Origin of the sequence: Actinoplanes sp. NPDC020271, from assembly GCF_044388125.1 — a bacterium.
In the GTDB taxonomy this organism is placed as follows: domain Bacteria; phylum Actinomycetota; class Actinomycetes; order Mycobacteriales; family Micromonosporaceae; genus Actinoplanes.
Genome location: NZ_JBIRWQ010000025.1, coordinates 30,625 through 46,486, shown reverse-complemented (window position 1 = coordinate 46,486; position 15,862 = coordinate 30,625). Strand labels below are relative to the sequence as shown.

Annotated in this window: 17 protein-coding genes and 1 tRNA gene; 8 read left to right on the top strand and 10 right to left on the bottom strand. The window is 66.1% G+C overall.

What is annotated here, in order from left to right:
- The first annotated feature begins 28 nt into the window (after window positions 1-28).
- Window positions 29-2,431, top strand: coding sequence for a hypothetical protein (locus ACH442_RS37570; protein ID WP_396342867.1), 2,403 nt, complete (start codon window positions 29-31; stop codon window positions 2,429-2,431).
- The gene (locus tag ACH442_RS37565) at window positions 2,428-3,456 is read left to right on the top strand and encodes a hypothetical protein (RefSeq protein ID WP_396342866.1); all 1,029 of its coding nucleotides are present in this window, start codon (window positions 2,428-2,430) and stop codon (window positions 3,454-3,456) included. Before ACH442_RS37570 ends, ACH442_RS37565 begins: the two co-directional genes overlap by 4 nt.
- Before the next feature lie 676 nt (window positions 3,457-4,132).
- On the opposite strand, the gene ACH442_RS37560 is transcribed toward ACH442_RS37565, so the two are convergent.
- The 4 genes from ACH442_RS37560 to ACH442_RS37545 all read right to left on the bottom strand — a co-directional run bounded on the left by ACH442_RS37560 (window position 4,133) and on the right by ACH442_RS37545 (window position 6,155).
- Window positions 4,133-4,387 carry a hypothetical protein gene (locus ACH442_RS37560; protein WP_396342865.1) on the bottom strand — a complete coding sequence of 85 codons (255 nt, stop codon included), beginning with the start codon at window positions 4,385-4,387 and terminating at the stop codon, window positions 4,133-4,135.
- A 530-nt stretch (window positions 4,388-4,917) separates the two neighbouring features.
- A complete protein-coding gene (locus tag ACH442_RS37555) occupies window positions 4,918-5,259 on the bottom strand; it encodes an STAS domain-containing protein (protein WP_396342864.1) in 342 nt (113 codons plus the stop codon).
- A 251-nt stretch (window positions 5,260-5,510) separates the two neighbouring features.
- Complete coding sequence (locus ACH442_RS37550) at window positions 5,511-5,720, bottom strand: hypothetical protein (protein WP_203753120.1); 210 nt, start codon at window positions 5,718-5,720, stop codon at window positions 5,511-5,513.
- A gap of 345 nt (window positions 5,721-6,065) precedes the next feature.
- Window positions 6,066-6,155: transfer RNA gene (locus ACH442_RS37545), tRNA-Ser, on the bottom strand.
- 115 nt (window positions 6,156-6,270) lie between these two features.
- Between ACH442_RS37545 and deoD the strand changes: the two genes are divergently transcribed.
- Window positions 6,271-6,978 (top strand): purine-nucleoside phosphorylase, encoded by a 708-nt coding sequence (gene deoD, locus ACH442_RS37540; protein WP_396342863.1) that lies wholly within the window; start codon window positions 6,271-6,273, stop codon window positions 6,976-6,978.
- A 305-nt stretch (window positions 6,979-7,283) separates the two neighbouring features.
- Here deoD and tadA read toward each other — a convergent pair whose 3' ends face one another.
- The 4 genes from tadA to ACH442_RS37520 form a co-directional block, all read right to left on the bottom strand.
- On the bottom strand, window positions 7,284-7,730 hold the full coding sequence (tadA, locus tag ACH442_RS37535) for a tRNA adenosine(34) deaminase TadA (RefSeq protein ID WP_396342862.1): 447 nt from the start codon (window positions 7,728-7,730) through the stop codon (window positions 7,284-7,286).
- Window positions 7,727-8,245, bottom strand: a complete 519-nt coding sequence (locus tag ACH442_RS37530) for a tRNA adenosine deaminase-associated protein (protein WP_396342861.1) — start codon at window positions 8,243-8,245, stop codon at window positions 7,727-7,729. Before ACH442_RS37530 ends, tadA begins: the two co-directional genes overlap by 4 nt.
- A gap of 90 nt (window positions 8,246-8,335) precedes the next feature.
- On the bottom strand, window positions 8,336-8,503 hold the full coding sequence (locus ACH442_RS37525; RefSeq protein ID WP_396342860.1) for a hypothetical protein: 168 nt from the start codon (window positions 8,501-8,503) through the stop codon (window positions 8,336-8,338).
- A gap of 101 nt (window positions 8,504-8,604) precedes the next feature.
- Window positions 8,605-8,943, bottom strand: a complete 339-nt coding sequence (locus tag ACH442_RS37520) for a hypothetical protein (RefSeq protein ID WP_396342859.1) — start codon at window positions 8,941-8,943, stop codon at window positions 8,605-8,607.
- A gap of 28 nt (window positions 8,944-8,971) precedes the next feature.
- Between ACH442_RS37520 and ACH442_RS37515 the strand changes: the two genes are divergently transcribed.
- The 3 genes from ACH442_RS37515 to ACH442_RS37505 all read left to right on the top strand — a co-directional run bounded on the left by ACH442_RS37515 (window position 8,972) and on the right by ACH442_RS37505 (window position 11,472).
- A complete protein-coding gene (locus tag ACH442_RS37515) occupies window positions 8,972-9,670 on the top strand; it encodes a M23 family metallopeptidase (protein ID WP_396342949.1) in 699 nt (232 codons plus the stop codon).
- A 204-nt stretch (window positions 9,671-9,874) separates the two neighbouring features.
- On the top strand, window positions 9,875-10,861 hold the full coding sequence (locus ACH442_RS37510) for a prephenate dehydrogenase (protein WP_396342858.1): 987 nt from the start codon (window positions 9,875-9,877) through the stop codon (window positions 10,859-10,861).
- Between the two features lie 41 nt (window positions 10,862-10,902).
- Complete coding sequence (locus tag ACH442_RS37505; protein ID WP_396342857.1) at window positions 10,903-11,472, top strand: DinB family protein; 570 nt, start codon at window positions 10,903-10,905, stop codon at window positions 11,470-11,472.
- Here ACH442_RS37505 and mtnA read toward each other — a convergent pair.
- Together mtnA and ACH442_RS37495 are read right to left on the bottom strand one after the other, a co-directional pair.
- Window positions 11,469-12,431, bottom strand: coding sequence for an S-methyl-5-thioribose-1-phosphate isomerase (gene mtnA, locus ACH442_RS37500; RefSeq protein ID WP_396342856.1), 963 nt, complete (start codon window positions 12,429-12,431; stop codon window positions 11,469-11,471). The two genes, ACH442_RS37505 and mtnA, sit on opposite strands and share 4 nt — an antisense overlap.
- A gap of 11 nt (window positions 12,432-12,442) precedes the next feature.
- Window positions 12,443-12,844, bottom strand: a complete 402-nt coding sequence (locus ACH442_RS37495; RefSeq protein WP_396342855.1) for a hypothetical protein — start codon at window positions 12,842-12,844, stop codon at window positions 12,443-12,445.
- Between the two features lie 105 nt (window positions 12,845-12,949).
- Here ACH442_RS37495 and ACH442_RS37490 point away from each other — a divergent pair, with 105 nt between their 5' ends.
- Entirely contained in the window at window positions 12,950-14,017 is a 1,068-nt protein-coding gene (locus tag ACH442_RS37490) for a PHP domain-containing protein (RefSeq protein WP_396342854.1), read from the top strand.
- A 36-nt stretch (window positions 14,018-14,053) separates the two neighbouring features.
- A complete protein-coding gene (locus tag ACH442_RS37485; protein WP_396342853.1) occupies window positions 14,054-15,724 on the top strand; it encodes a DUF885 domain-containing protein in 1,671 nt (556 codons plus the stop codon).
- Window positions 15,725-15,862: the final 138 nt, after the last annotated feature.

The window sequence follows — 15,862 nt, the reverse complement described above, 5'->3', positions numbered from 1 at the left end:
GCGATTCTCTGGCATTGAAGGAGATCAGGTGGACGACATTGAAAGTCGAATCGCTGAGATCGGCGAGATGGCGTACCGCGGCAAAATGGGTGAGGCTGAGGAAGCAGCGATGACTCTCATCGAGATCATTACGCAAAGCGAGCTCGATCATTACTCGGAAAAACTCCGGGATATGATCGAAGGAAGTTTTTTACCCAAACGCCGGACGCGTCTTATTCGCGCACTCACGAATCGTCTCCCCATGCCGGAGCCATCGACAGAGGAAGAGTCGACGGCTCAAGTGGCCGAGCATGAGGAGCCGGCTACTGCGTGGGAACTCCTAGATCAATTTGACGGAGGCCTACGTGAACTCAGCGACAGGCACATATTCGAGTGGTCAACGTACTACCACGATTGGCTAGCAGACGACTTCGACAGGTTCCTCCAAGCTGTCGACGGGTCTACATTTGCAGAAGATTTCCTCGAACAGGTTAAGCTCGCGCTGCGGAACCACTCTACCGAGATTTTCCAAAAAGGATTCAACCATCAACAGGGTCGGGGCGAGAGTCAAGAATATGCTCAGTCCAAGAACGTAAACGGCTTGCAGCACTTCCTTGATCTACCCATCGACTTTTACTCGGCTCGCTTAGCAAGCGCAAACCAAACCCGGCAGGCACAAAATTTAAGACGACTTACTTCATCTATGCTAAGCGCCATCTTGGCCGGCTTTGCTGAAGTGGACTTTGGACTGCTAAAAGGATGGCAGATTCTAATCGCGGAGTACCCATCATGGGTTCATACTCTTGCGTTTCTCACTGCATCGGACCTAGATCGAGTGCAGCATGCGCTGGGTAGCAGCATACTGAGTGAAAGAATAACGCAAATCGTTCGACCGACTTCGGCCGCAATCGACGACCTCGGACTACGGCGTCTTCACGTACCATTACCGGCCATCTCGCAGTTTCGGGTAAACGAGAGCCGTCTCGATATTTCGCTGCGCCCCTCCGATCTGTCACCGCACTCTCGCATGATTGAAGTCCAGTGCTATTTCCAAGACAGTGTCGATCTGCTTGATTTGACTGAGGCATATCGGCGGGATGTCGCCGTGGTGGTTGCGCCGCTCAGGCCTGATCTCCGCTCCGAGATTGCGCGTGATAGTCGCCTGAGTCGCATGGTCGTCGCGTCTCGCGGTGACCAAGCGAGTGAGGCCGATGATGCCCGCGAAGCCATATTCGCTATGCTCGTCAATCGTGCTTACCGAGCTGAGACGAGGGCCGATAGGCATCTACCATTGTCGTATAACCCAGCGCTCGATTTTCCACTTGCAGAGCCGGGAAAGCTTCGTTTCTACCGGGTAAGACGGCGCAGCGTGCAGGACTTGTTGCGAACATACGAGGGCCGCAATGGCGTCCGTTTGTGGTGCAGTGTACGTCGGAGTGGGAAGACCACGGCGGGATTTGATCTTGGCTCGTCCAGCGGCCAAGCGACAATTATCAGCCAAACTTGCGATACTACTGGTCAGCGTCCCCATGACAGTGTTTTTTACGACACCGTTTCCGAGGCGCTGGACAAAGGTGTTCGAATCCCGCAAGACTTCGTCTCCGATCTTATTAGGCACTGCTCGGATCGTGAGACCGTCGAACACGGGCGTTTCGTCTTCGTCTTGGATGAGTATGAGACACTTTTCGGCCAGCTTGCATCCTTCCTACGCCGAGATCCTGATATTCGCTTCACGGTGGTACAGCCACTGATGAATCAAATGGTCCGATTTTCGCGAGAGAATCTACTCATATTTTTGGGGCAACAGCCCAACGCGCATTTTATTATGATGGATCAAAATCAATTAAGTCCCCTGGTACGCCAGGATCCATTTCCCCTATTCCCGCATACGCCTGGCGATGAGAGTAGCGAGTTTTCGGAACTCGTCGCCAAGGCCCTGGGCAATGCAATCTCGCCGAACGTTACATTTGTGGATGCAGTATATGAAGAGACTTCGGGACATCCGTATCTTACGGTTAATCTGCTGCGGGAGTTCGTGCAGTCGTTGATCGACCAGGGGCGTCCGCAGTCAGATTTGACCATCGATAGAGACGATGCTGCGGACTTCTACCATCGCGCCCTAACACCGTCCGCGCTTGGCCGCAGCTCGGAATATGATTTCTTCCGGAGCGCAGCCGAGGAGGCGTTGGGGGACTTCGGAAGGGCACATAGTCGGTGGCTGCATGATGTGTATGCATGCATGAAACAAATTGTGCTGGCCTCGCCAGATACATTCCGATGTTCAGTCTCCGACTTCGAGGGCATAGCGCAATCTGTGACGCGAGATCCACAAAAACTGTTAACAACCGCCGCGGCCAGTAACTTCATTGCTTACGATAGCCACTGGGTTTGGCCGAAGGTCCGCCTCCTCGGTCGGATTGCGGCTATATCTGAAGGGAAGGTGTACGCATGACAGATGCGCTGGAGAAGGTCACACCGCCGGAGCTCGCGGAGGCTCTTCGCGGCCGTATTGAAATAGCTGAGGCGGATCTGACTGGTTATTGGTACCAGGTCCTCGGCGATAGAGAACAGTACGCGAACTCACTGCGTGACGAGTTGCGTGATTCACTGTCAGTAATCGCTGTAGTTCGTGGTGCCTCATTCGATAACCCACATGCACTTCTCAATGACTTTATGGAGGTTGTGGAGAAGTGCAAAGAGCAGTGCTTGGATAAATTCTCTGTCGCCCCACGCGGCAGCAAACTCAGTGTAGTTCTACTAGCCCGCGCTGAGATGCGGATGCCACAGCTATCATCGCCGGCGACAGTGCCCGATTGGTTCCCCCATATTGGGGGAACCGAGATCAGGGTGCGTATCGAAGATCTGACATGGCGAGCAGAGGTTGGACTAGCCGCGGATGAGGGTGCCGTGGCGCGACTGCGCCAATCGATATTCGATCTAGAAGGTGGACTTCTCGAAAGGCTAGTCGCGGTTTTCGAGGCGGATAGGACCTCGGGACAAGCGCTTTGGTCGGCTCTGGGCGCTCACGGCGAACGTTACGATGACTTCCTCGCCATCGCTGCTCAAAGTCGTACTGATGTTCGTGACCCAAGTTCATTCCGGCCGAGCTTGCGTGAGGGACGGTCCTTGGTCGCTAGACTGTGGCGCCAGATGCAGAAGACGCATCCGGAAGGAGTTCCTTCGTTTGCCCGAAAACTCAGTCAGGCTCTTCGCCTACCTGAGGAAATTGACTTCCAATGGCATCAAACGATGGCCCACGTTGTCGGTCGTTCTACGAATCCGCCTTCGACTTCTGCTGAAAAGTTTTCATGCAACCTCCTAAGCACGCTTTCCTGGTCTTGTCAACTAACCACGGCTGCTGCTCACTCGGATGCGTATCCACTCTTTCCGATTCAACTGCTCAAGTCTTTCTATCTCGATCTGAGACTTGGCTTAGCGGACGCTAACAAGGCTCTACGAGTGCTCGAAAGAATCTGACTGTTCGGCGCCGGTGCACGTACACGCGACTCGATAGCTCGCCTCGGTCTAGGCTTTTACCGAGGCGCGGCGAATCCCTCGACCCAAGTGCGTCAGCCCACTTCTCGACCCCTCCAGGCTCCCGCACCCGCCCGAAACCAGCATTCCTGCTCACTTTGCGGACTACACAGCGCTCGAAACATCACCAATACAACGAATAGTGGCGTTTTGCTCAACCTGCGATGTCATGGATAGCCAGGAAACCGTCGCCGTCTCAGTTTCCGTCTCGCTCGCTCAGGCCCAGCGAAGTTTTCAGCGCTGGAGTGAGCTTGCCGAGAAAAGGTCACAGACCGTGTCGCATGCCAACGGACGCTGCAGCGCAGACTTGGAAAGCGTGTTGGGTACACACCCTCACGAGTTCGAATCTCGTATCCTCCGCCAGCCCTAGCAGGGCAGACGCGAGCAGGCCGGACCTAGAGGTCCGGCCTTTCGTGTATCTCCGTCTCATCTTCCGTCTCACTGCGACGATCCGGCCCGTTCAACGCTGCCGACGGATCCGTCCGCCACGACCCTCTCGACTGCCCCGCGCGCCGCTGGAAGGCGGACACTCACGGGCACACCCACTACTGGGACGACAACAGCGAGACCCTGCAGAACCAGTCATGGGTTCTGGCCGGCGTCTGCAACAAGGTCACGCTCAACAGCGGCACTCCCCCGGAGAACTGATCTGGACCTCGGCACGGCCGCCGGCCGCGGTGGTCAGCGCCGCGAGCGCGATGCAGCCCGCCAGGGCGATCGGGGTCTGGGTGAACTCGGCGACGGCGCTGACCATCCCGGCGAGCCATCCGGGCAGGCAGGCGGCGGGGAACGGGCGCAGCGAGCGGCGGTCGGTCAGGGAGATCGGGTCCGGCCACGCGGGTTCCGGCGCGGTGCCGAGCAGCGCCCGGCCCACGGCGAGAAGGTCCTGCGACGTGCAGGTCGAGGCTCACGCGCTACAGCTCGGCGTGTGCCGGGCGGCAGAAGTCCTCGGCCTGCACGAGACCGGCGAGGCCCGTAATCAGGTGCGGCGCGAGCAGCGCGACTATGACAACCCCCATCGCGGAATGGGGCGTCGCGGGAGCCGCTTCGGTGGTCCGTGGCCATCGTCGATGCAGGACCGGAAGGTCAAAGACATTTGCGCGTACGCCGTGAGCACGCGCGCCGTGACTAGAGGGTGCCGCTGCGTGAGGCGCTCGGCGCGTCTCATATGCTCCGGCACGAAAACAGTGCAGACGAGGGCCGGCCCCGATCGGGCCGGCTCTCGTCGTTTTCCGCACCTGTTCACGGCACCGTCGCCGCCCGCTCGAGGTCAGAGCCGGCTGCGACCGCCTGACGCCGGAACGACCGGCACCCGCCTGACACCGGAACGACCGGCACTCCGCCTGACACCGGAACGACCGGCACCTCGCTGAACATTGGAACCGACCGGCACCCCGCCGACCGTCAGAGCTGCCCGGCCGCGATCGCGTCGTCCACCTCCGGGAAGATCGCGAAGTACCGGGCCAGCCCGACCGTCTGGAGCAGCCTGGTCAGGAACGGGTTCGCGGCGGCGAAGCTGAGCCATCCGCCCCGGGCCGCGATCACCTCTTTGCTGATGATGAAGGTGCTCAGCCCGATCGAGTCGCAGAATTTCAGCTCGGTCATGTCGACGACGATCCGCGGGACGGGCCGGTCGAGCAGTTCGGTGAAGACGACGCGCAGCTCCTCGGCGGTGTCCGCGTCGAGCTCGCCCTTGAGGTGCAGCACGGCCACATCAGGCCGGTGCTCGGTGACGGAGGCGCGCATGGCATTCGCTTTCTACCCAGTTTCGACGGAATGTCAGCGTAGATTGCGAGGATTCGCGCACATCGGACTGAACGTGCGTCACGGACCGGCTTGACACTTCGGCCGAAGCGGCACACGCGAAAAATCTTGGACGATCGGGTGACCGGGTCCCGAAAATACGAACGGGCCGGACCCCTGGTGGGTCCGGCCCGTCTCAAAGGCTGGCCGAGACAGTCAAGCACCGACGGCGCAGCCCGGGCTCCTGGCGCGATTTACAGTTCGCGCCACCGCCAGCGTGGACCACGCCACGCGTCGGCGAGGATCATTGCTGATGCCTTGCCGGGACACTGCTGCACCTTGGACTTGCCCTCGGGTCCGCCCAGCTGGGCCTCGACTTCCCAAGTGCTGCCGTCGGTGCGGACGTAGACATCGCGGCGCTGGAGCCGGACGTCGCCATTCCACCAGTGATGCTCAACTCTCACGTGTCAAATCTACGACAGGCATCGACGAACCTGCCTTGGGGCGTTTCTGTGAATGTTTCTCACCGCCCGGTCGGAACCGCATTGTCTGATCCGGTGTATTTGGGTTGCGTGACTTGCGCAACACCCTATGTTGCTGGGCCGTCCATGATTCACTACGCACCGTAATTCAAGGCGTTGACGTGCGACGACATCTCGTTGTTACACAACCGCCGCTGATCATGGCTAACAACCGAACGGACGAGGCCGGCGCCACCCGCCCGGGCGATCCGGAATCAGGGCACACAGAGTGACGGATGTGACAGAAGAAAACAAGAGAGCCCGATCCGTGAGGATCGGGCTCTCTGATGGCGGTGGTGAAGGGATTTGAACCCTTGGAGGGCGTAAACCCTCACACGCTTTCGAGGCGTGCTCCTTAGGCCGCTCGGACACACCACCGGGAAGTACGTTACCGGACGCCTGAGCGCGCTCGTCGCCGGGTCACCCATAACCGCCCGCGGCCGTGCTGACCTGGCAAGATCGGCAGAGTTGTCGAACGAGACGGAGAAACCACATGAGCGTGCACATCGGGGCCAAGCCCGGGGAGATCGCCGAGCGGGTGCTGCTGCCGGGTGACCCGATGCGGGCCAAGTGGATCGCAGAGACGTTCCTGGAGGACGCGGTCTGCTACACCCAGGTCCGCGGGATGCTCGGCTTCACCGGCACCTACCAGGGCGAACGGGTCTCGGTGCAGGGCTCGGGCATGGGCATGCCGTCCGCGTCCATCTACACCCACGAGCTGATCAACGAGTACGGGGTGAAGTCCGTCATCCGGATCGGCTCCTGCGGTGCCCTGGCGATGGACCTGAACCTGGGTGACGTCGTCGCCGCGATCGGCTCGGCCACCGACTCGAACATGAACCGCGCCCGCTTCGACGGTCTGATCGACTACGCCCCGGTGGCCGACTTCGGTCTGCTGCGGACCGCGGTCGACGTGGCCGAGGCGCGGGGCGTCCCGATGCGGGTCGGCCCGATCCTGGCCGCGGACGCGTTCTACACCGACCGGCCGGACCTCTACGACACGCTGGCGCTCTACGGCGTACTGGCGGTCGAGATGGAGTCCGCCGCGATCTACACGATCGCGTCCCGCTACGGCGCCAAGGCGCTGACGATCCTGACCGTGAGTGATCACATCAAGCGTGGCGAGGCGATGGAGTCCAGCCAGCGCGAGCAGGGCTTCAGCAACATGGTGAAGATCGGCCTCGACACGATCATCGCCTGACAGCAGCGGCACCCCGGCTGGTTCTCAGCGTCGCCATGAGGGACGAACAGCGACCCTGAGAACCAGCCGGGATCGTGTGCTCGCCCCGGCCCGGACCAGCCGACCAGGCCGCGCACGCGCGACTACGGGTCCATCCCGGGCACAGGAGCACCGCGCACGGCCTGCTCGGCGTCACGGCCGCCGGCGGAGTGCGGGACGCCACCGGCGGAGTGCGGGACGCCGCCGGCGGAGTGCGGGACGCCGCCGGCGGAGCGCGGGACGACCGGCGGAGTACGGGACGGCTCCACGCCGTACGGGAAATGGGTCTAACGGAAAAAATCACGCATGAGCTGGGCACACTCGGGTTCCAGCACGCCGCCGTAAACCTCGGGCCGGTGATTCAGCCGGGGGTCGCGGACGACGTCGAACAGCGAGCCGACCGCGCCCGTCTTCGGCTCCCAAGCGCCGAACACCAGCGTCGCGATCCGGGCCAGCACCAGCGCACCGGCGCACATCGTGCACGGCTCCAGTGTGACCACCAGGGTGCAGTCCTCGAGCCGCCATTCGCCGCGGACGGCCGCGGCCCGGCGCAGCGCCAGAATCTCGGCGTGCGCGGTCGGGTCGCCGGTGAGTTCTCGTTCGTTGCCGGCCGCGGACAGTTCAGCGCCGTCCGGACCGAGAATGATCGCGCCGACGGGAACGTCCGACGGCGAGGTGGATGCGACGGACAGCGCCCGCCGCATCCACAGCTCGTGCCGCTCGCGACGGATCACGCCTCGCGCAGCTCCTCCATCTCATCGCCGCACCCGATCTTCTGGCAGATCTCGGCGGTGATGTCGGACGGCAGCATGCCCTCCATCCCGCACAGGGCCAGCAGGCGCTGCGCGGGAATGCCCAGGTCGTTCAGCAACTCGGCGTCACCGACGGGGTCGGCGTCCGGGTCCGCGGCCGGCCGCTCCTCCTCGTCGTCACTCTCGGCCGGAGTGGCCAGGTCGTCGACTTCGACGGCCGGTGTCTCCACCTCGCCGAGCAGCACCGACCCGATCCGGGACTCCTCGGCGAACGCCGAGTCCGACCCGAAGACCCGCAGGTCCTCGCCGTCGTCCAGGCGCAGGATCGCGAGGTACTCGTCGTCACTCTCGGCGAACAACAGCGCCAGCTCGGCATCCGGTTCGACATCCCGGAGCGCATCCACCACCTCGTCGATGTCGGCCAGGCCTGTCAGGTCCAGCTCCGACGCAGTCCACCCGTTCTTGCCCCGGGCGACAGCGGCAGCGAAAATCGACACGATTCCCCCAACGCGGTTCTAATCCTCAGCGCCTGACGGTAGCTGGTGGGGCGGCGGGTGTGACGCGCCACGCCCTTGCTCGCGAAGAGATCAGTTCGTGGCGCGGCGACGAACGGCGATCAGCTCGCGCAACCGCATGCCACGCACCCGTTGCGGCGGCGCCGACTCACGCACCGACTTGGCGTGGGCCAGGGCCGCCAGCAGTTCGAGACGGCGACGGCAGCGGTCCTCGTCGAGGCGCTGCGGTAAGGGGGCCATGCTGCCGAGACTGCCGATCGGAACCGGCCTTCGTCAAGGGTCGTTCCGCACTTCGCGAGCACCGGTGCGGAAAGCGATCAAGGCCCTCCGGAGCGTGCTGATCACCAGAGCGGGAAGTCCAGCGTGTCGACCCATCGCAGGGCCACGAAGGCGATCGTGACGGAGAGGCCGATGCCGCTGGCGCAGGCCACGCCGAGGGCCACGCCACGGTCCCCGAGCCGGGTCAGGACCAGGGCGACCAGCCAGGCGCTGACCGCGGCACCGATCGACCACCAGGCGTAGGAGGCCAGGTCACGCCCGAGACTGCCGAACAGCGCCATCCACACCGCGGCGGCGGCGAGCCCGCTGAGCACCGGGCCGGCCCCGATCGGGTGCGGCTCGCGGTAGACCGGGCGCGGCGGGAGCCCCGCGTAGAGGCCCGGTGGCGGCTGAGGCTGCATGGAGCCCAGACTATCCGGGACGACCGGGATGGAGCGGGTCTGTCAGGATGACGCGGTGCGCGTACCCAGAATTCTCTCCGGCCTGATGGTCGCGGCCGTGGTCCTGACCGGATACGGCGTCGCCGCCGCGGCCGAGCCCGACCTGCAGCCGGCCGCCGCCGTCACCACGGTCAGCGCGGCGACTGCCGCCACGCCGGCGAAGGTCACGACGGCCGCGGCGAAGAAGTATGTCTTCCCGGTCTCGGCCAAGAACGCGTCGTGGCACAACACCCACTCGGGTTACCCGGCCACCGACATCTTCGCGGCCTGCGGCTCCAAGTTCGTGGCCACGACCAACGGCGTGGTCCTGGAGATCAGCCTCAAGGACAAGTTCAAGAAGGGGATGAAGGACGGGCCGTACAACGGTGGCCTGTTCGTCTCGATCCTCGGCGACGACGGGGTGCGCTACTACGGCTCGCACCTGCAGTCGGTCACCACCGGCATCAAGAAGGGCGTCCGGGTCAAGGCCGGTCAGCTGCTCGGCAAGGTCGGTCACACCGGCAACGCGAGCGGCGTCTGCCACCTGCACTACGGCATCTCGCCGCCGTGCGCCAAGGTCGGCGACTGGAAGGTGCGCCGCGGCGTCGTCTGGCCGTACACGTTCCTCGCCTCGTGGCGCAAGGGCGGCCAGAAGAACCCCGGCTCGGCCATGCGGTACTGGCGGAACACCCACCACTGCAAGGCTTGATTCAAGATCTCCATTGCCTGTCTCCGCTGGGGTACAGACCGTCGCTCCCGCGGGGACCCTTCCGGTCCGAGCAGGGGCGCGGGGCGCCCCTGAACGCTCAAACCGGAAGGGCGGCCTCCGTGGGTGGGGGCGGTCAGAGCAAGAAAACCGAGACGACGCCGGGGCCCGTGCACACGCACGGGCCCCGGCGTCTATAACCGAGACGTGCGGATTGCGGTCATCGGACTGGGACTGATCGGCGGCTCCTTGCTGCGTGCCCTCGCCACGGCCGGGCACGAGGTGACCGGGTTCGACGCCGACCCCGCGACCCGGGAACTCGCCCGCGCGGCCGGGCACCGGATCCTCGACTCCGTGGCCGAGGCGGTCGACGGGTCCGAGGTGGCGGCGGTGGCCGTACCGCTGCCGCATCTGCCGCAAGTCCTCGCGGACCTCGCCGGGTACAGCGGCCTGGTGACCGATGTGACCTCGGTGAAGGGCCCGGTCCGGGCCCTCGCCGAACAGCACGGGCTGCGCCGGTTCGTCGGCGGGCACCCGATGGCCGGAACCGCCGCGTCCGGGTTCATCGCGGCCGACCCCGAGCTGTTCCGGGGCTGCATGTGGGTGCTCTGCGTCGAGCCGCACGGCACCGACCTGGACGACTGGGTGACGCTGGCCCGGCTGTTCACCACGATGGGCGCCCGGGTGCTGCCGATCACCGCGGCCGAGCACGACAACGCGGTCGCCGCGATCAGTCACGTCCCGCACCTGCTGGCCGCCGCGCTCACCCTGCTCATCGAGGGAAACCCGCTGGCCGCGGTGCTGGGTGCCGGCTCGTTCCGGGACGGCACCCGGGTCGCGGCCACGCGCGCCGAGCTGACCGCGGCCATGTGCGGTGGCAACGCGAACGCCGTGGTCCGCGAGCTGCGGACCGTGCTCGCCGACCTCGAAGCCATGTGCGAGGACCTCGAGACGACTGATCCCGTGCAGGCGCTGGTCCCCACGCTCCAGCAGGCCTCGAGGCTCCGGCAAGGCTGGCCGCCGACCGCCGGGGTGGCGCAGCAGATGGTCTGGCCGCCGGTCCCGAACGAGAAGCTCCTCGCCGCGCCGGCGCACGCCCTCCTGGAGTTGGGCCGGGCCGGGGGCTGGGTGACCGAGGTTCACGAAGGCGAACTCGTCACGATGCGGCCGGAAACTGACCGCTATAGCTCCTAGCGTGGTTCTCGACGGAGAATCCACGACTTACAGGAGTCGGCATGCCCGGTCAGGTCGGACCCATCGGCAACGAGCAGGACGGTCTGCTCGCCTACCTCACCCAGATGCGCTACGTGATCAAGCTGACCGCCCATGGCCTCACCCCGGAGCAGCTCCGGGCCGCACCGAGCGCCAGCCCGCTGAGCGTCGGCGGCCTGATCAAGCACTGCGCGTCGACCGAGGAGAACTGGATCGGCCAGGTCCGTGGGGCCGAGCAGAAGCCGGACTTCGCGACGTACCAGAAGAATTTCGCCCTCGCCGACGGCGAGACGGTCGAGGAACTGTTCGCGCGTTACGACCGGGCCGCCGCCGAGACCGAGCAGACAGTCGCCGAGTTCGGGCTGGACCACCGGATCCCGGTCGACCACTCGGTCCCGTGGAACCGGCCCGACCTGGACCATTTCACGGTGCGCTGGATCCTGCTGCACCTGATCCAGGAGACCGCCCGGCACGCCGGTCACGCCGACATCATCCGCGAGTCGGTCGACGGCGCCACGGCGTACCCGCTGATGGCGGCGGCCGAGGGCTGGCCCGAGACGCCGTGGCTCAAGCCCTGGAAGAAGGAGAGTTAGGGCCGCTGGCCCCGGTCGAGGCGGATCACGCGGCGGTCGGTGACGATCGCGGTGACCAGGTCGTGCGGGGTCACGTCGAAGGCCGGGTTGGCCGCGTCGCTCCACGCGGTCACCTCGGTCGCGCCCCGGTCCTCGATCTCCACGTGCGCGCCGGTCGGGGTGGCCACATCCACCGTGGATTCCGGCGCCACCACGACGAACGGGATGCCGGCCCGGCGGGCGCCGAGCGCGTGCGCGTACGTCCCGATCTTGTTGATGACGTCACCGTTGGCGCAGATCCGGTCGGCGCCCAGGATCACCGCGTCCACCTCGCCGCGGGCCATCAGGAACGGGCCGGCCGAGTCGACCGCGACCCGGTGCTCGACGCCCCACTGGGTCAGCTCCCACGAGGTCAGGCGCGCGCCCTGCAGCAGCGGACGGGTCTCGGAGGCGATCACGCCGCCCAGAGTTCCCCGGCGGTGCAGTTCGCCGATCACGCCGAGCGCGGTGCCGACGGTCACCGCGCACAGCCCGCCGGTGTTGCAGTGGGTGAGCAGCCGGGGCCGGTCACCGCGTAGCTCGACGACGAGGTCGGCGCCGCGGTAGGCCATCGAGCGCGACGCGGCGATTTCCTCGTCCCGGATCGCGCACGCCTCGGCGAGCACCGCTTCCGGGCCGAAGGGCAGCAGCTTCGCCGCCCGTTGCGCGCCGCGGGCCAGGTTCACCGCCGTGGGCCGCGCGGTCTCGATCTTCCGGACCGCGGTGTCGAGTGCCAGCGGGTCGTCGCCGTGCACCCGGGCGGCCAGCGCGACGCCGAACGCCCCGGCCACGCCGAGCGCCGGGGCGCCGCGCACCGCCAGCGACTGGATCGCCGCGACCAGCTCCCCGACCGTGTGCAGCCGCAGCACCCGCAGCTCACCCGGGAGCACCGTCTGATCGATGATCTCGACGGCCCCGTCCACCCAGTCGATCGTCCGCATGGGGAAAGAGACTACCGACCGCGGAGCGCTCCCAGGATCTTCCGGAGTGCGTCGCCGCCGGGACCGGCCGTCCATCGTTCCCGCACGGTGACGGTCCGGCCGTCGTGCAGCAGCAGGATCGCGTCGAGCGGCGTCACCCGTTCGATCCGGGCGGTCGCCACGCTCTCGTAGGTGAGGAAGCGGTGCCGCACGGCCAGTTCGGCTGAGCTGTGCGCGGCCAGCAGCGCGTCGGCCCGCCGTCCGCCGTCATCGGAGTTCTTCGGCGCGGGCACCACGATCAAGCCCCGGTCCAGCACGATCACGTCGGCCGGGCGGCCGTCGACCAGCGCGTTCGGCAGCACGCCGAGGATGTCCGCGGCAGGCCTCGGCGGGGACGGGACGACCGGGGCAGTGGCGTGGAGCGTGTCCGGCATGGCGGTTCTTCCCTCTCCGAGGCGGCGCTGGGACCATACCGGCGTCGATCTCCACCGGACAAGATCGGGCGCGCAGCGGGTCGATGACCGCCTAGTGTGGGGCGCATGGCATCTCGTGATCCGGTCGCTGACCTGCGGCGCATCGCGTTCCTGCTGGAGCGGGCGAACGAGGCGACGTTCCGGGTGAAGGCCTTCCGCTCGGCGGCCGCCACGGTGTCCCGGACCCCGGCCGACGAGCTGGCCGAGCGGGCCGCGGCCGGCACGCTGGCGAAACTGCCCGGGGTCGGCGACGTGACGGCCCGCTGCGTCACCGAGTCACTGGCCGGTGCGGAGCCGGTCTACCTGCGGCGGCTGCTGAGCACCGAGGGCACCGACCTGCCGGCCGCGGCCGCCGCGTTGCGCGAGGCGCTCCGCGGTGACCTGCACGTGCACTCCGACTGGTCGGACGGCGGTTCGCCGATCGAGGAGATGGCTTTGGCCGCGGCCGACGTCGGCCACGAGTACTTCGTGCTCACCGACCACTCGCCGCGGCTCAAGGTCGCGAACGGGCTGACCGCCGAGCGGCTGCGCCGGCAGCTCGACCACGTGGCGAAGCTGAACGAGCAGCTCCCGGACGGTTTCCGCATCCTCACCGGCATCGAGGTGGACATCCTGGAGGACGGCTCGCTCGACCAGGAGGACGAACTGCTCGCCCGGCTCGACGTGGTGGTCGGGTCGGTGCACAGCAAACTGCGCGACGACTCGCCGAGGATGACCCGGCGGATGCTGGCCGCGATCGCGAACCCGCACCTGGACGTGCTCGGCCACATGACCGGGCGCAAGGTGGCCGCTCAGGGTGCCGGCGACGCCGCGCACCGGACCGCTCGGACCCGCCCGCCGAGCACGTTCGACCTGGAGAAGGTGCTGGCCGCGTGCATCGAGCACGACAAGGCGGTCGAGATCAACTCCCGGCCGGACAGGCTGGACCCGCCGAAGCGGATGCTGACCGTGGCGGTCGAGGCCGGCTGCCGGTTCAGCATCGACACCGACGCGCACGCCCCGGGGCAGCTCGACTGGCAGGGGTTCGGTTGCGAGCGGGCGGTGCTGTGCGGGGTGCCGGCCGATCGGGTGGTGAACACCTGGACGGCCGATCGCCTGCTGGCGTGGACGGCGTCGCACGCGTCGAAAAAGTGATGCCTGCGCAAGTTATGAATCCCATAGAGTCGGGCGGTGGGACAAATTGACGAACTCGCCAACCGATACGTCGATGAATGGGCCGAGCTGAACCCGACCGGCGCCACCTCCGTCGGCATCTCGGGCTACGACGACAAGACCGACGATCTCTCCCCGGAAGGCTTCGCGGCTCAGGCGGAACTGGTACGCCGTACCGTCAATGAACTTGATGTGATCGATCCGGAGCACGAGTCGGAGCAGGTCGCCAAGGAAGCCATGCTGGAACGGCTCGGCCTGGAGCTGACCCGGCTCGACTCCGGGTTCAGCGCGACCGAGGTCAACGTGATCGCCAGCGGCCTGCACAGCCTGCGCATGGCGCTGGACCTGATGCCGACCGAGGGCGAGCAGGCGGTGGCCAACATCGCCGCGCGGCTCGACGCGTTCCCGGCCGCGCTCACGCAGTACCGGCGGACTCTGCTCGAGGGCGCCGACAAGGGCCTGGTCAGCGCGAAAGCCCAGCTCGCGGCGGTGGCCGACCAGTGCGACGCGTGGACCGACCCGGCGCGGGACAACTTCTTCCACGGGCTGGCCGACCGGCTCGACACCTCCGGCGCGCTCGCCGCGCAGCTGCGCACCGCGGCCGGGACAGCGACCGCGGCGACCGCGGACTTCGGCCGATTCCTGCGCGACGAGCTCGCCCCGCGCGGACGGGAGAAGGAGGCCGCCGGGCCGGAGCGGTACGCCCTGGCCTCGCAGTACTTCCTGGGCGCCAAGGTGGACCTGCTGGAGACGTACCTCTGGGGCTTTGAGGAATTGCATCGGCTGGAGCGCGAGATGCTCGCGGTCTCCGCCGTGATCGCCGGTTCCGGCGCCACCATCGATGAGGCCGTCGCGACGCTGGACGCCGACCCGGCTCGCAACATCGCCGGCAAGGAGCGGTTCCGGGACTGGATGCAGGCGCTCTCCGACCGGGCGATCAGCGAGCTCAACGGCACCCACTTCGACATCGAGGCGCCGGCCCACAAGCTGGAGTGCTGCCTGACCCCGACCAGCGACGGCGGCATCTACTACACCGGCCCGAGCGAGGACTTCTCCCGTCCGGGGCGGATGTGGTGGGCGGTGCCGGCCGGTCAGGAGACGTTTTCCACCTGGCGTGAGGTGACCACCGTCTACCACGAGGGTGTGCCCGGCCATCACCTTCAGGTCAGCCAGACGCTGCTGCGGGCCGACTCGCTGAACCGCTGGCGGCGGCTGCTGGCCTGGTGCTCCGGGCACGGCGAGGGCTGGGCGCTCTACGCCGAGCGGCTGATGGACGAGCTCGGCTACCTCACCGATCCCGGTGACCGGCTCGGCATGCTGGACGCGCAGGCGCTCCGGGCGTCCCGGGTGATCGTCGACATCGGCATGCATCTCGAGCTGGAGATCCCCCGCGACAACCCGTTCGGCTTCTACCCGGGCGAGCGTTGGACACCGCAGCTGGGCTGGGAGTTCCTGCGCGGGCACACCCGGGTGGACGAGGAGGTGCTGCGCTTCGAGTGGAAGCGGTACCTGGGGTGGCCGGGGCAGGCGCCGTCGTACAAGGTCGGCGAGCGGATCTGGCTGCAGGCCCGGGACGAGGCGAAGCAGCGCAAAGGCAGTGATTTCGACCTCAAGACGTTCCACCGGGACGCGCTGAACCTCGGCTCGCTCGGCCTGGACCCGCTCCGGAAGGCACTGGGCAGGATTTGAGTCATTAGGGCCTCTCCGTACCGAAAACGGGACGGAGAGGCCCTTTTTGATGTGTTGGATCAGTCACTCAAAGTGTTTTCGTGCCTATTAGTAATTGCTGTGGCACTTTCCGTGTATCGCACTGCACCCAAGACGTAA